Here is a 13,579-nt window from a genome sequence, read left to right as displayed (position 1 = left end):
GCGTGTTACTAAAGGGGATTGTGTTGTTTCGTCGGTACAGTAGCGCGCATGACTTCATCTAAGGGAATGCGCAAGGCTATCGTCGCCGTTGTTGGTTCTGTGGCGCTTGCTGTCGCAGGCACGATGACAGCCGGCGCCTGGACCTCCGGTGCGACCACGGGTATCGATATTGCAAACCATCAGCACCCGGGCGGGGCTCCGATCAACTGGGGCGAAGTAAAGTCCGACGGCCAGTCCTTTGCTTTCGTTAAGGCAACCGAGGGCTCCGACTGGACGAATCCCCACTTCATCACCGACTCGAACGCTGCCGCAGCGAACGGCCTGAAGGTTGGTGCTTACCACTACGCACGCCCGGCGTCGTCAGCCACGCGCCAGGCGGCGCATTTTGCTGCACAGCTTGCGCTGGTTCCGAATCAAACGCTGCCGCCCGTGCTCGATATTGAGGTTGATGAAGGTCTTTCTTCGGCGCAGCTCGAGCAGTGGATCCGTGATTTCACCACGGAGCTACGCACGCTAACCGGCCGTACCCCGATGATCTATACCTATAAGTACTTCTGGATGGGGCAGATGGGGAACACCACGGAGTTCTCCGACATGCCGCTATGGCTCGCGGCCTACCAGGATGAGGCGCCGGATCCAGTCGGTGGCTGGAATAAGATTTCGTTCTGGCAGCGCTCCGGCTCTGGCCGCGTCAACGGCATCACCGGTCCGGTCGATATGAACGTCTTTAACGGCAACGAGGGTCAGCTGGATTCCTTCAGCAACGGCAACTACCTGGACATCGGTGGCATCCTCGAGGGGCTTGTGCTTGGCGACGACGCGCCAGACCTGAGCTCCAACAGCGCACCGCTGATCGGCGCGATCCTCGCATTGGCAGCAGGTATCATTGCGAGCCCGCAGCTTATCGATGCCGCGCAGCAGGCAGGTTTGGACGGAAACGCAGCACGTGTATTTACCGACTTTGTCAAGCAGCTAACCCAGAACGGTAACCTGCCGATTGAGGACCTGGTTGGCATGGCCTCCGGTGACTTCACCGTCGGTGACCTTGCAATCCTTCTAGACAACGCCGGCCACGTTGCCACCGCCAACGGTGCCAACCCGAACCAGGTCGAGCAAGCACAGGACGCTGTTAATCAGCTCGCGCAGTAGCGCCTTGCATGAAGTTCGCGGTCCACGCCTCGTGCTTATAGTGGGCGGGGACAGCGCCGGATAGCAGTGATTTTGCCAGTTGTGCGGCTTCCACGGAGCCGGCAGCTGGCATTTCGCGATCTGAGGCGAGAAGAACGATGTTGCCGTAACGCCGTCCCTTGAGCATCGGGGGATCCGCGATTACGGCCACGTGCTCGAATACCTCCTTCATTCCGGCCAATTCCGACTTTGCGATTTTGAGATCTCGGTGATCTCCGCAATTGGCAACGTAGAGTCCTCCAGGCACCAAGGCGCGGTGGACCGATTGAAAGAACTCGCGGGTAGTAAGCGGATGTGGGGTCTTGTCGCCAGCGAAGACATCGCGAATAATGACGTCGCGGCTAGCGGGTGCGAAGCCATCGGTGACCGCGCGAGCTTCGCCGGCGCGGATTTTGACGGTGGGGGAACGAGGGACGTCGAAAAGCGTGCGCACTAATTCGCCGAGCTTGGCATCGAGTTCCACTACGGTATGGCGGGACTTGGGCCAAATGCTGGCGAAATAGCGAGGGAGCGAGCAGCCTGCACCACCCAGATGTGTCATGCGAAGGGCATCGGGTGCTACTGGCAGAAGCGTTTCGACTGCGGCGGCAATCCAGCGCATGTATTCAAACTCGAGGATTTCCGGTGCGCCCAACACGATGTGGCTTGAAGGTACTCCATTGACCATAAGTGTGTATCCGCTATCGTGGTACTCGTCCGCCACCACCTCCGCGGTGCCCGTAGAAATTTCGTAGGTGCCAACGAGATCGTCCTTTTTGCGCATGCATTTAAGCTTAATGGGTTGGAAGAGTAAGCTTGGCCGCCGAAGAAAAGGAGTTTAAGTGCGAGTTCTCGTAGCGATGTCAGGCGGAGTCGATTCCTCTGTGGCCGCGGCCCGCGCCGTGGAAGCAGGCCACGATGTGGTGGGAGTGCATTTGGCACTGCATAAAGACGCACAACAAACCCGCGAAAAGGCCAGGGGTTGCTGTTCCTTGGAGGACTCTGCAGACGCGCGTCGCATCTGTGACAAGCTGGGTATTCCTTTCTACGTTTGGGATTTTTCCGAGCAGTTTAAGGAAGAGGTCATCGGGGACTTCGTGGATTCTTATGCCCGCGGCGAGACTCCGAATCCGTGCCTGCGCTGCAACGAGAAGATCAAGTTTCGCGCGCTACTCCAAAAAGGTATGGCGTTGGGCTTCGATGCCGTAGCAACGGGCCATTACGCCACGCTTGACGACGCTGGCTATATGCGCCGTTCCAAGGATGAAAACAAGGATCAGTCCTATGTTTTGGGCGTTATTTCCGCGGAGGAACTAGAGCATTGTTATTTCCCGATCGGCGATACCCCAAAGCCGCAGATTCGCGAGGAAGCGGCGCGGCATGGCTTTTCCACGGCCAAAAAGCCTGACTCCTATGACATCTGCTTTATTCCGGATGGCAATACGCAGGCATTTTTGGGCTCGCGGATCGGGCTGCGTCCCGGCATGATCGTGGACCAGGAGGGCCAGGAGCTCAAGCAACATGACGGTGCATGGAACTACACCATCGGTCAGCGCAAGGGCCTTGACATCAAGGAGCCGACGGCAGACGGACGCCCGCGCTATGTCACCGACATCGATGCAGCGAGCGGCACCGTGACCGTGGGTTCGCGCGAGGACTTGGCGGTGACGAGCATTCAGGCAGATCGCTTGAAGTATCTGCACCCGGCCATGGACGGCGAGCTGGAGTGCGAGGTTCAGGTTCGCGCGCACGGGTCGGTTGTGCCTTGCAAGGCGTTTGTGGACCGCGAGGGCGACAAGATGACGCTGGAGCTAAAAGAACCACTCTCCGGTGTGGCACGCGGCCAGGCCGCAGTGCTGTACCTGCCAAGCCCCGATGAGCTGGGGGATATCGTCCTCGGTTCCGGCACCATCTGCGGGACGGCATAGTGACGGGATTTTCGCTGGGGCCGATGCGTGGGGTTTCCATGACGGAGGCCGCCGACATCGTGATGGGCGAGTCTGGACATCTGCCGGCGATTCCGCAGCTTCCCGAGCGCGGGCTCGGTGCGGATGCCGTGGGTTCTACGGCCGCGCTTTTAGAAGCGATCAACGTTGACCGCGGCCCACGCGCGTGGCAGATGACCCAGCGCCCACAGCTGATGATGCGACGCACCTGGGATCTGTGGGAGCGTGATTTGGACGCCATCCAAGAGGTATGGGGCGAGTCTGTCCCCGTATTTAAGATGCAGGTTTTGGGGCCGTGGAGCTTAGCAGCGGCGGTAGAGCTTGCGAATGGACACCGCGTGCTTTCCGACGCCGGTGCTACCCGCGATCTGCATGAAGCCCTGCAGATGGGCATCGGGGAGCACGTGAAGAAGCTGGTGCGTCGCTTCCACGGTGAGGTGCGGGTGCAGGTGGACGAGCCATTGCTTGGCGACGTCCTCGCCGGCAAGGTTCCCGGCACCACCGACTTTGACGAGATTCGCGCGGTCCCAGCGGAAGTTGCTCGGGAGAAGCTAAAGGAGCTGGGCGCGGAGTACCTAGTCGCGGGGCCGCATTGGGAAGTAGCGGGCGCGGCGAAGACTTTTGTGACTGATTCTGCAGGACTGGGCACCGCGCAAAACATCGATGGACTTGGCGAGTTCTTAAGCGAAGGCAAGCGAATCGGTTTCGCAATTGCAGGCGTCGATGCGCGGGCAGAAGCCGTGGCTGTGGCCCGGCACTTTGACCGCATGGGAATGTCACGGCAGCTCCTGGTGGATGCGGTGGACGTGGTGCCAAGGGAGGCGTCGGCAAGCACGCTGCGCTCGGCTGTGGAGACGGCGGGCATGTTGGTGCGCGACGCCGGTGATCTCTAGCTAGTCGACCCTGCCGAGCTTGTCGGTGGAGTTGAAGAAGCGCTCCATGTAGGGGATGACGAATTGCAGCTCACCGTGGGCGGCGGGCTCGATGAGGTCGGCGTCGATAAGCCTTTGGCGCGTTGCCGAAAGCGAGCGGACTGTGCGGCCTTGGCTTTCTGCAATCTCCGTAATCGTGGCGATGCCATCAACGGAAGCGCTAGACATCGAGTCAAGGAACTGGCGCTGAGCAGGAGGCAGCGAAGACGCGGCGGGCAAGTGCACTTGAGTGCACAGGATGGAAATGGCTTCGTCGGCAATGCTGTCTACGTCTGAAGCTTCAATCTGGGTCTCGTTGCGGACGTTTGCGCGCTCCCAAGCCAAGGAACCCACCAGCTGCACGAGGTATGGGTAGCCCTTCGACAGCTCGACGGCCTTGCTGATGGCCTCCGATGAGAAATTAAGGCCCGAGTCAGCTGCGGTGGCAGTAAAGGCTTCGGTGGCGTTGCCTGCAGAAAGCGGACCCAGAACGAATCTTTGGGCACGGCGCAAGAAAGTAACGCCGGGGAGATCGAGTAGGCGGTTGACGCCTTGCGGCAATCCAGCGGCGACAAAGGAAATGTCGAGCTCATCGCGCAGGAGATCCTGGTAGGCCACTGCGATAGAAGTGAGGTCTTCTACTGAGGCGTCTTGCACTTCGTCGATGCTGAGCAGAATTCCGACTCCTGAGAGTTCGGCGAGGAGATCGCGGAGGCGGGTATTTAGCGTGGGCTTATAAGGCTCATCCGTGTTGTGCTCCAGGCCGATTGAGCCGACCCCGCCGATGCCGATGCGGTTGATTTTCCGCTTATCTCGGGGCGCGAGTTGCTCGATCAACCGCGGAATGGTGGTCTCGACGAGTTCCTCGACCATGTTGGTGCGCCCAGAAGCTCGAATGCATATCCAGCCTTGTGCTTTCGCAGAATCCTCCAGTTCATTGAGCAGAACTGTCTTTCCGATACCGCGTGCACCGCTGACGATCATCGTGCGAGCGGAGGCGCCGGCTGGGGACTGCAGGGCATTGCGGAATGCATCGAGCACAGCAGTACGGCCCACCCAATAAAGAGGCGGGACTCCGAAGGTGGGGCGGAAAGGATTACTGCGGGTGCTCATAGACGGCAAGACTACCTCAAACAAGGAGATTTGGGAGATTTGGGAGACTTTTTGGCGGCCGGAGATTTGGGAGACTTTCCGTGAAAGGCCACCTTTCCAGCATAAAGTGCCGTCATGGCTACCAAAGCGTACCACCAGAACACGCTGAGATCGGAGTTCCAAGGCAGGGTTCGCCCGAGGAGAGCAACGACAATGCAGGTTATGCAAACGTCGACTATGCGATTTGTGGATACTGTTTTAGTTCTCACGAGGTGCCACGCAATGTTCAGCAGAAGACCGATAATTACTACAAGTGAAAACATCAATCTAGCTCCTCAAAAATAGTGCGTGCGAGTTCTTCAGTGCCCTTCTCAGTGTCGTTTGAGACGAAGGCTACTTTTGAACTCTGCGGATCGATGATGAGCATTGTCGAATATCCGTAAGTGCCTCCGTTGTGCCAGTAACCAGCGGGAACTGGGGCCTCGTTGTCTTGCCAGCCATGCTGGAAGTCGCCATGTTCGATGAGCCAATTGGCGAACAAGCTCATGTCTTTGGGCGTTGACCGAATACCGCCGGCGGCGCCACTTGCTGGAAATTCCCAGGGTTGAGCCCTTTGTCCGCGACTGGTGTAGCCACGCGGGGCATCGAAAGGAACGCTGCCTGGGGTCATGAGGTAAGTCTCGTGCATTCCAATCGGTGCAAAGATTTTCTCTTGCAGCAGTTGTTCGAAAGGCTTACCGGAAGCCTCTTCCAAGATGAGCCCGAGAAGTCCGTAGCCAAGGTTGGAATAATTCTCTTCGCCGCGACCTGCGAGGTCGGAGGAAGTGGCGGCATCGATGAGTTGTGTTTTAGTTTCATTCGCGTAGGGGTTGCCTCCTGTGAGCATGGTGGAGATTCCGGTAAAGGGATTAGTTGCAGCGAGTCTTGGTAGCCCAGATGTGTGCTCCATTAGCTCTTCGATGCGCACATCGCTGATAGGGGAATCGCCGGTATCAAGAAACTGACCAACCCTAGCGTCGTATTTGAGGTTGCCTTCAGAGACCTCTTGGCGGATGAGTTCCGCGGTGAACATCTTGGTTACCGAACCGATTTCGACCTCGGTATGTTCGTCGGCACCAAGGCCTGCGAAGGAGGTCTCGCCGTTCGCCAGTGTAAAGGTCGTCAGATTGTGGTGTCCGCGCTGCGCATTGTCACGCAGCTTCTGGGCTAGGTCGGTCGAGCCAGTGGCCTCGGTTGCCAGGGCAATGCGGTGAGGGCCTACCAGGACAAGGCCGGATGCTACGAGAGCAGTGACCAGGAATCCGATTGCGAGTTTGCCAATGGAAAAGTTCATTAGTGCGCCTCCGTCGCGGTGATGATTGTCATGAGGGGGATGACGCGGGTCGGCCGGATTTCGAAGGTGCCGGACTTGGATTTGGCGATCCACCCGGCGCTGCTGAGTTCGTTGAGGTGGTGATATGCGGTTCCTGTGGAGCTAGCCAGCCTCTCCTGTACAAGGTCGCTGGCGCTGGCGGGTGCACACAGGAGGCGACGCAGGATCTCCGCGCGGGTGGGATGTGCGATGGCGGTAAGACGCTTGATGTTTTCTTCCCAAGACTCGTCGGTGACGAATTGGGTGGGGCGCTGCCATTGGTATTTGTACTCGCGATTGCCGATGGTGACGTCGCCGCCAAAGATGACGGAGCCGTCGGGAATGCCGGGCCCTTCTTCGAGGGCCTCGACGAGCCAGTAGCGGGAATCGGATTGTGTTTCTACATGCGTATTGCCTTCAAGAGTGGCGACTCGCTGTTCAAGAGATGCGAGTCGCTGCTCAAGAAGGTTCGAAGAGGTACTGGAATTCATATTTCTAGAATTCCAGAATTGTAAAAAATCTGCAATGTTTAGCTAATCATCGGCCACGCTGTGGAGACGTCGCTTGCGTTCTTACCTTGACCTTCCAGGTATTTCTTGAAGGATTCACGGTCCTTGTACCACTCGACTGCTTGGTACTCCATGAGCTCGTCGGTGCTCATTTGGGACAGCTCGGGGTAACGCTGGCGGACCTGCATCCACGCGATACGAGCTGCGGCAAGGGCGTCGGAAGTTGCTTCGTGCGCGTTTTCGAGGGTGACGCCGTAGTGTGCGGAAACGTCGCCAAGCGTGCGCTTGCCCTTGCGCCACTTGTCCTTGACGCGATCAACTACGAAAGGATCGAAAACAGGGCCGGTGACGGTGAAGTCACCGGTGAGCGCGCGCAGGACGGAGAGATCGTAGGCGGCGTTGTAGACGATGAGGGTGAGGCCATCTTCCCATGCCTGCTTGATGGAGCGGACGGTCTCTTCGAGGACTTCGTCATGCGGTTGGCCCTCGGCGCGGGCCTTCTCAGTGGTGATGCCGTGGACCTTTGCAGCGGCCTCAGGGATTTCAACGCCTGGGTCGGCGAGCATTTCGCGTTTGTCCACTTCACGGCCATCAATACGGACCAATGCGGAGGTGACGATTCGTGCTTCTTTTGGGTTTACGGAGGTGGTTTCGAGGTCGAAGGAGAGCATGCGGCTGGCGTCGAAGTTCATGTGGAACACTCTAGCGCTTCGGCCAGACATGGAGTCTGGCTAGACTGTTTCACTGTGACTAATCCAGTAGATATCCAACGCGAATGGTCCGAACTAGCGCAGGAAGTGCGCAAGCACCGGGAGCTTTATTACAACGGTGAGCCCGCGATTCCAGATGCAGATTTCGACAAGCTTTTCCAAAAGCTTCTGCAGCTAGAGGCAGAGCATCCGGAGTTGGCGGTTCCGGATTCTCCGACCCAGCAGGTCGGCGCGACCCCAGCCGAGGGCGTGGATATTGAGCACCTGGAGCGCCTCTACAGCTTGGACAATGTCTTCGATGAGACAGAGATGCAGGATTGGTTGGATAGGACTCCGGCGAAGTCCTATCTGACTGAGCTGAAGATTGACGGACTTTCCATTGATTTGGTTTACCGCGGCGGCAAGCTTGTTACGGCTGCAACGCGTGGCGACGGCCGCATCGGCGAGGATATCACTGCGAATGCGCGGGTTATTCCGGATATCCCGCATGAACTCAGCGGCAGCGATGAATATCCCGTTCCGGAGCTGGTGGAAATCCGCGGCGAGGTGTACATGCGCCCTGACGAGTTTGCGGAGATTAACGCGGCACGCCGCGAAGACGGCAAGCCGACGTTTGCCAATCCGCGCAATGCAGCGGCAGGTGGCTTGCGCATGAAGGACCCGAACGAGGTCAAGAAGCGTCGCCTGCACATGGTCTGCCATGGCATCGGTGCCCGTGAGGGCTTTGAGCCGACCTCCCAGCATGATGCGTACAAGGCGCTGGAGGCCTGGGGTTTACCGGTTTCGCCATATACAAAGAAGGTTAGCTCGGCTGCAGCCGTGCAAAAGGAAGTGAAGTATTGGGCGGAGCACCGCCATGATGCTTACTTCGAGATGGATGGCCTCGTGGTCAAGGTCGATGACTTGGCTTCGCAACGTGCGCTGGGTGCAACATCGCGCGCACCGCGTTGGGCCATCGCGTACAAGTACCCGCCGGAGGAAGTGACCACGAAGCTGCTGGACATCGAGGTCGGCGTGGGACGCACCGGCAGGATTACGCCGTTTGCAGTGATGGAACCGGTATTCGTTTCTGGTTCGACGGTGTCGAAGGCGACCCTCCACAACCAGTTCGAGGTCAAGAACAAGGGCGTGATGATTGGCGATACCATCGTCATCCGCAAGGCCGGTGAAATCATTCCTGAGGTGCTGGGGCCTGTTCTTGAACTGCGCGACGATAGCGTGCATGAGTGGGTGTTCCCGGAAAACTGCCCATCCTGTGGCACGAAGTTGGCACCGCAAAAAGATGGCGATCAAGACTGGCGTTGTCCCAATACGCGCAGCTGCCCGGCGCAGCTTTCCGCCCGCCTGGAGTATTTGGCTTCCCGCAAAGGCATGGACATTGAGGCCTTGGGTGAGAAGGCCGCCATTGACCTCATCGAGTCGGGCGTGCTTGTCGACGAAGCGGAACTCTTCGATTTGGATGAGGAAAAGCTGCTGCAGTCTTCTGCCTATACGACTAAGGCTGGAAAGCTCAATGCGCAAGGCAAAAAGCTGTTGAAGAACTTGGAAAGCGCGCGGCAGGCTGACTTTTGGCGCGTGCTGGTGAGCCTTTCGATCCGCCACGTTGGGCCGATTGCTGCGCGTGCATTGGCGACGCGTTTCGGTTCGATGGAGGCGCTGCGCGCGGCGTCGGAAAGCGAATTGGCGGACACCGATGGTGTGGGCGGGATTATCGCGGCGTCGTTTAAGGCGTGGTTCGAAATCGACTGGCACCGCAACATCGTGGAAAAGTGGGCGAATGCTGGCGTGACCATGGAAGATACGGTCACCGAAAAACTAGAGCAGACGCTCGAGGGGCTTACCATCGTCGTGACCGGCACCCTGGAGGACTTCTCCCGCGACTCGGCGAAGGAGGCCATCATCGCAAGGGGAGGAAAGGCTTCTGGCTCGGTGTCTAAGAAAACGGATTACGTCGTGGTTGGTGAGAACGCCGGCTCGAAGGAAACGAAGGCGAGGGATTTGGGCCTGACCATCTTGGATGAGGAGGGCTTTAAGGAGCTGCTGGAAGCTGGGGCGTAAACCACTTTACGTTTTGTAAGGTGGTTGTTACTCTGATGAATGTCAGGTCAGAAGTAGTGAAGGGGTACGTCATGACACAGCGTTTTAGTGGTAGGAAATTGGGTCTTCCAAGTGGCCTGAGCGAAGCTGAGGGGTGGGGCTTCGTGAAGATTGGGTTAGCAACCGCAATTTTCCTAGTGGTGAATTTTCTTATAGACACGCAGGGGTGGGGAGCCTTAGTGCGTGTGATTTTGCTGTTTATATGGCTTGCTTGGGTGTGGCGCTTTCGCGATGAGCAAACCAAGAACCGTCGTGTTCACCCTCGGGGATTTGGGCGCATCTACGCATTGAGCGCAATCCCTCCGCTAGCGTTAGCCATTTTCGGGGGTTGGCTGTGGAATGGAGAGACAAACGATCTGGCTGATGTGGTTGTAGTCGTGATTGCCAGTGCTTTGTCCGTAGCTCCAATCACGCTTTTGGGTCTATGGTTTGTAAACCAGGCTCGTAAAAACGCATAGGGGGATAAAGCGATGGACTTATCGCAAGCGCGAAATGGCCTTGATGGAACGCTGCATTCTCCAGTGCGGTTAAGCATCCTTGGGGCGCTGAATTCAGTTGACTCGGTTGACTATCAGACGCTAAAGGATGCCCTTGGTGTCAGCTATTCGCTTCTGACTAAGCACATTGGAATCTTGGAACAGGCCGGCTTAGTGAAAGTGGATAAGCAATTTGTTTCCCGCACGCCGGTAACCAATCTGAAGCTTACGAAGCAGGGCAGGCAGCAATTTGAGGACTACCTGCTCTGTTTGGATAGGATTGTTCAGGGCTTGACGGCTGAGCCGCTAGATTAGCGGAGGAAAGCACCCAAAATCGTGCCGAGATTGCCCAAGTGGTCTACCTCGGAAGCGAGGTAATCCGGCCCGCCGACTCGGCCCATGACGATGACGTAGTTGGTGCCAACCAGTGGGGCTGCGGCCAGCGCGGAATCGAGAAGTGACCAGGACTCGGGGATCCAATCCTCGCGGTCTGGGTTCAAGATTCGGGCAGTGTCGACGTCAATGCTTTCGGGGATGGTGCCGTCGTCGGCGGGAGCGGCATCGGAGCCAACCACGCGGCTGATGGGGGCATTGTTGTTGATTACGATGGCCCAGTTAGAGGTAAGTGCCTTTGGGATGGCCGCGCAGACCTCCTCCATAGCGGCGGTGACGTTCTTCTTGGAAGCGACGTCGGCAAGCAAGCTAATCTGCCCCCGGCGATCGACGCGGCCGCTGAAGGGGCGGATCGAATCGATATCGACGCCGTCGACGCCTTGGGCGGCGGTGATGATTTCATCGGCCATTGCGCCCTTGGGTAGCTCAATCACGATGTCATCCATGACTGAACCATCAGGGAAGTTTTCCACGATGTCGACGGATTCGATATTGGCGTCGACGTTGCCTAAAGCGTCCGCTAACTTGCCTAAGCTACCGGGGGTATCGGGAAGGAGGACACGGACGAGGAAGGACATTTTTAACTTTCGGTCGTAAGAATAGTTTTCACTATCGTACAAGCCCAATTCCACAGTGTTCAATAGAAATTTTCTGGAAAACCGGAATTAAATTCGCGTGTAGGTGATCGGGGACCGGTGCTGTGTCGGAACCTGTTCGTGCAGTACCATGGTGCGATAGCTACAAGCATGTAACCAATCACGTCTGTGTATTAAAGGATGGAGAACGCGTGTCTGAGATTTCGCGTGAAGAGGTCGCGCACCTGGCTAAGCTGTCGCGCCTTGCGCTAAGCGACGAAGAGCTGGAGCAGTTTGCGACGCAGATCGACAAGATTGTCGATTCCGTGTCTGCCGTGGGCAAGGTCGACGCCGAGGGCGTCGAGCCGATGTCCCACCCGCACTCCGTGGTCGCTCCGATGCGTGAGGACGTCATCGTGCGCACCCTGACCGCCGAGCAGGCCTTGGATCAGGCTCCGGCTGCCGAGGATGATCGTTTCGTAGTACCGCAGATTTTGGGTGGAGGAGAAGAATAATGTCGACTTTCATTGCACCTGAAGAAGGAATTTTAAGCCTTTCCGCTGCGGAGCTGGCGGATAAGATCCATTCCCGTGAGCTGACCTCCCGCGAGGTGACGCAGGCATTCTTGGATCGCATCGCGGAGACCAACGACGAGCTCAACGCATTCCTCTACGTCGGTGCGGAGCAGGCGCTGGCTACTGCCGACGCCGTCGATAAGGCGCTCGATGCGGGCGAAAAGCCGGCCTCCGCACTGGCTGGCGTTCCTCTGGCTCTGAAGGACCTGCTGGTTACTACCGACGCCCCGACTACCGCAGCTTCCAAGATGCTGGAGGGCTGGATGTCTCCTTATGACGCAACCTTGGTCACCAAGCTGCGTGAGGCGGGCATCCCGATTCTGGGCAAGACCAACTTGGACGAGTTTGCAATGGGTTCCTCCAATGAGAACTCCGCGTATGGCCCGGCACATAACCCGTACGACACCGAGCGCACCCCGGGTGGCTCCGGTGGCGGTACTGCTGCGGCTCTTGCGGCAGGCCAGGCGCCGTTGGGCATCGGTACCGATACTGGCGGATCGATCCGTCAGCCGGCAGCTCTGACCAATACCGTCGGCGTGAAGCCGACCTACGGCACGGTTTCTCGTTATGGCCTCATCGCTGCTGCTTCTTCTCTGGATCAGGCTGGCCCCACCGCCCGCACGGTTCTGGATACCGCGCTGCTGCATGAGGTTATCGCTGGCCACGACGCATTCGACGCAACCTCCGTGGATAAGCCGGTCGCGCCGGTCGTGGAGGCTGCGCGCGAAGGAGCAAAGGGCGATCTTACTGGCGTCAAGGTCGGCCTCATTAAGCAATTTGAGCGCGACGGCTGGCAGCCGGGCGTCATGGAGGCTTACCACGCAGCGGTAGAGCAGCTTAAAGAACAGGGCGCGGAGATTGTCGAGGTGGACTGCCCGCACTTTGATGATGCGCTGGCCGCCTACTACCTGATTATGCCGTGTGAGGTTTCTTCTAACCTAGCGCGCTTCGACGGCATGCGCTATGGCCTGCGCGAGGGCGACGATGGATCGCACTCCGCAGAAGAGGTTATGTCTTTGTCCCGTGCGGCGGGATTTGGTCCTGAGGTCAAGCGCCGCATCATGCTGGGCACTTATGCGTTGTCCGTGGGTTACTACGATGCGTACTACCTGCAGGCACAGCGCGTGCGAACGCTGATTGCGCAGGACTTTAAGAAGGCCTTCGAGAAGGTCGATGTCTTGGTTTCCCCGACCACCCCAACCACCGCATTCAAGCTGGGCGAGAAGGTTGAGGATCCGATGGCGATGTACAACTTCGACCTGTGCACGCTGCCATTGAACCTCGCGGGTGTGTGCGGCATGTCCGTGCCCGCCGGCATGGCATCTGATACCAACCTGCCGACGGGCCTGCAGATCATGGCCCCGGCCTTCGCAGATGACCGCCTGTACAAGGTCGGCGCTGCCTACGAAGCTGGCCGTAAGTAGCTAGCTTTTACTTCGCGTCTGAGAGGACGTAGGAAGCACCCGCGGAGGCCGCCGTTACGCTCAGCACGGCGGGCCACGCGCCAATCTTCTTGGCCAGCGGGTGCGAGGCGCCGAATGCGCCTACATAGAGCGCGGACAGGGCAGCGGTGGTAGCTGGGTTGGTCTTTTCCAACCAGCTGCGGCCGGCCCAGATTCCGGCTGCACCGAGGATGACGCCGCCCAACGGGCGAATGCCGGTCTCCTTGGCGCTGAGCCAGCCACCAATGAGGCCAAAGGCCACGGTGGTAGCAGTGGATACTTGCTGTGGTTTCTTGATATCGATCATTGCCATGTCGGCCAGTTTAGGCCCGTGT

The 13,579-nt window shown here is 58.2% G+C and carries 15 protein-coding genes; 8 read left to right on the top strand and 7 right to left on the bottom strand.

The genetic code is table 11. From position 1 onward, the window contains the following. Positions 1–48 precede the first annotated feature (48 nt). Entirely contained in the window at positions 49–1,149 is a 1,101-nt protein-coding gene (locus tag HMPREF3169_RS08625; protein ID WP_070432861.1) for a glycoside hydrolase family 25 protein, read from the top strand. Here HMPREF3169_RS08625 and HMPREF3169_RS08620 read toward each other — a convergent pair. Further along, the gene (locus tag HMPREF3169_RS08620; RefSeq protein ID WP_070432862.1) at positions 1,130–1,951 is read right to left on the bottom strand and encodes a spermidine synthase; all 822 of its coding nucleotides are present in this window, start codon (positions 1,949–1,951) and stop codon (positions 1,130–1,132) included. The two genes, HMPREF3169_RS08625 and HMPREF3169_RS08620, sit on opposite strands and share 20 nt — an antisense overlap. Before the next feature lie 58 nt (positions 1,952–2,009). Here HMPREF3169_RS08620 and mnmA point away from each other — a divergent pair, with 58 nt between their 5' ends. Continuing rightward, entirely contained in the window at positions 2,010–3,095 is a 1,086-nt protein-coding gene (gene mnmA / locus HMPREF3169_RS08615) for a tRNA 2-thiouridine(34) synthase MnmA (protein ID WP_070456157.1), read from the top strand. Beyond that, a complete protein-coding gene (locus HMPREF3169_RS08610; RefSeq protein ID WP_083286108.1) occupies positions 3,095–4,006 on the top strand; it encodes a uroporphyrinogen decarboxylase/cobalamine-independent methonine synthase family protein in 912 nt (303 codons plus the stop codon). Before mnmA ends, HMPREF3169_RS08610 begins: the two co-directional genes overlap by 1 nt. On the opposite strand, the gene HMPREF3169_RS08605 is transcribed toward HMPREF3169_RS08610, so the two are convergent. The 4 genes from HMPREF3169_RS08605 to HMPREF3169_RS08590 all read right to left on the bottom strand — a co-directional run bounded on the left by HMPREF3169_RS08605 (position 4,007) and on the right by HMPREF3169_RS08590 (position 7,668). Further along, positions 4,007–5,137, bottom strand: a complete 1,131-nt coding sequence (locus HMPREF3169_RS08605) for an ATP-binding protein (RefSeq protein ID WP_070456153.1) — start codon at positions 5,135–5,137, stop codon at positions 4,007–4,009. Positions 5,138–5,438: 301 nt separating this feature from the next. Further along, a complete protein-coding gene (locus HMPREF3169_RS08600) occupies positions 5,439–6,449 on the bottom strand; it encodes a serine hydrolase domain-containing protein (RefSeq protein ID WP_148132117.1) in 1,011 nt (336 codons plus the stop codon). Then, complete coding sequence (locus HMPREF3169_RS08595; RefSeq protein WP_061922059.1) at positions 6,449–6,958, bottom strand: ArsR/SmtB family transcription factor; 510 nt, start codon at positions 6,956–6,958, stop codon at positions 6,449–6,451. The genes HMPREF3169_RS08600 and HMPREF3169_RS08595 overlap by 1 nt, the downstream gene beginning before the upstream one ends. A 38-nt stretch (positions 6,959–6,996) precedes the next feature. Beyond that, the gene (locus HMPREF3169_RS08590) at positions 6,997–7,668 is read right to left on the bottom strand and encodes a 3'-5' exonuclease (protein ID WP_061922062.1); all 672 of its coding nucleotides are present in this window, start codon (positions 7,666–7,668) and stop codon (positions 6,997–6,999) included. Between the two features lie 54 nt (positions 7,669–7,722). Here HMPREF3169_RS08590 and ligA point away from each other — a divergent pair, with 54 nt between their 5' ends. From ligA to HMPREF3169_RS08575, 3 genes are all read left to right on the top strand, one after another. Then, positions 7,723–9,744, top strand: coding sequence for an NAD-dependent DNA ligase LigA (gene ligA / locus HMPREF3169_RS08585; RefSeq protein WP_070432867.1), 2,022 nt, complete (start codon positions 7,723–7,725; stop codon positions 9,742–9,744). 71 nt (positions 9,745–9,815) lie between these two features. After that, complete coding sequence (locus tag HMPREF3169_RS08580; protein WP_070732928.1) at positions 9,816–10,241, top strand: hypothetical protein; 426 nt, start codon at positions 9,816–9,818, stop codon at positions 10,239–10,241. Positions 10,242–10,253: 12 nt separating this feature from the next. Further along, positions 10,254–10,574 carry a winged helix-turn-helix domain-containing protein gene (locus tag HMPREF3169_RS08575; RefSeq protein WP_061922071.1) on the top strand — a complete coding sequence of 107 codons (321 nt, stop codon included), beginning with the start codon at positions 10,254–10,256 and terminating at the stop codon, positions 10,572–10,574. On the opposite strand, the gene HMPREF3169_RS08570 is transcribed toward HMPREF3169_RS08575, so the two are convergent. Next, on the bottom strand, positions 10,571–11,230 hold the full coding sequence (locus HMPREF3169_RS08570) for an ACT domain-containing protein (RefSeq protein ID WP_061922074.1): 660 nt from the start codon (positions 11,228–11,230) through the stop codon (positions 10,571–10,573). The two genes, HMPREF3169_RS08575 and HMPREF3169_RS08570, sit on opposite strands and share 4 nt — an antisense overlap. Before the next feature lie 209 nt (positions 11,231–11,439). Here HMPREF3169_RS08570 and gatC point away from each other — a divergent pair, with 209 nt between their 5' ends. Further along, complete coding sequence (gatC, locus tag HMPREF3169_RS08565; protein WP_061922076.1) at positions 11,440–11,742, top strand: Asp-tRNA(Asn)/Glu-tRNA(Gln) amidotransferase subunit GatC; 303 nt, start codon at positions 11,440–11,442, stop codon at positions 11,740–11,742. Further along, positions 11,742–13,226 (top strand): Asp-tRNA(Asn)/Glu-tRNA(Gln) amidotransferase subunit GatA, encoded by a 1,485-nt coding sequence (gene gatA, locus HMPREF3169_RS08560; protein WP_061922079.1) that lies wholly within the window; start codon positions 11,742–11,744, stop codon positions 13,224–13,226. Before gatC ends, gatA begins: the two co-directional genes overlap by 1 nt. A 7-nt stretch (positions 13,227–13,233) precedes the next feature. On the opposite strand, the gene HMPREF3169_RS08555 is transcribed toward gatA, so the two are convergent. After that, positions 13,234–13,557: a hypothetical protein gene (locus HMPREF3169_RS08555; protein ID WP_062044255.1), complete on the bottom strand. Its 324-nt coding sequence runs from the start codon at positions 13,555–13,557 to the stop codon at positions 13,234–13,236. Positions 13,558–13,579 lie beyond the last annotated feature (22 nt).

Source organism: Corynebacterium sp. HMSC08C04 (assembly GCF_001807495.1).
GTDB lineage: Bacteria > Actinomycetota > Actinomycetes > Mycobacteriales > Mycobacteriaceae > Corynebacterium > Corynebacterium simulans.
This window is presented reverse-complemented; position numbering and strand designations above follow the sequence as displayed.

What these genes read in the sequence shown, in the direction of transcription:
- HMPREF3169_RS08620 (WP_070432862.1), bottom strand. Translation starts at nt 1,951, where the DNA reads ATGCGCAAAAAGGACGATCTCGTTGGCACCTACGAAATTTCTACGGGC.
- HMPREF3169_RS08595 (WP_061922059.1), bottom strand. Translation starts at nt 6,958, where the DNA reads ATGAATTCCAGTACCTCTTCGAACCTTCTTGAGCAGCGACTCGCATCT.
- HMPREF3169_RS08605 (WP_070456153.1), bottom strand. Translation starts at nt 5,137, where the DNA reads ATGAGCACCCGCAGTAATCCTTTCCGCCCCACCTTCGGAGTCCCGCCT.
- HMPREF3169_RS08590 (WP_061922062.1), bottom strand. Translation starts at nt 7,668, where the DNA reads ATGAACTTCGACGCCAGCCGCATGCTCTCCTTCGACCTCGAAACCACC.
- HMPREF3169_RS08555 (WP_062044255.1), bottom strand. Translation starts at nt 13,557, where the DNA reads ATGGCAATGATCGATATCAAGAAACCACAGCAAGTATCCACTGCTACC.
- HMPREF3169_RS08575 (WP_061922071.1), top strand. Translation starts at nt 10,254, where the DNA reads ATGGACTTATCGCAAGCGCGAAATGGCCTTGATGGAACGCTGCATTCT.
- HMPREF3169_RS08570 (WP_061922074.1), bottom strand. Translation starts at nt 11,230, where the DNA reads ATGTCCTTCCTCGTCCGTGTCCTCCTTCCCGATACCCCCGGTAGCTTA.
- HMPREF3169_RS08600 (WP_148132117.1), bottom strand. Translation starts at nt 6,449, where the DNA reads ATGAACTTTTCCATTGGCAAACTCGCAATCGGATTCCTGGTCACTGCT.
- HMPREF3169_RS08625 (WP_070432861.1), top strand. Translation starts at nt 49, where the DNA reads ATGACTTCATCTAAGGGAATGCGCAAGGCTATCGTCGCCGTTGTTGGT.
- gatA (WP_061922079.1), top strand. Translation starts at nt 11,742, where the DNA reads ATGTCGACTTTCATTGCACCTGAAGAAGGAATTTTAAGCCTTTCCGCT.
- HMPREF3169_RS08580 (WP_070732928.1), top strand. Translation starts at nt 9,816, where the DNA reads ATGACACAGCGTTTTAGTGGTAGGAAATTGGGTCTTCCAAGTGGCCTG.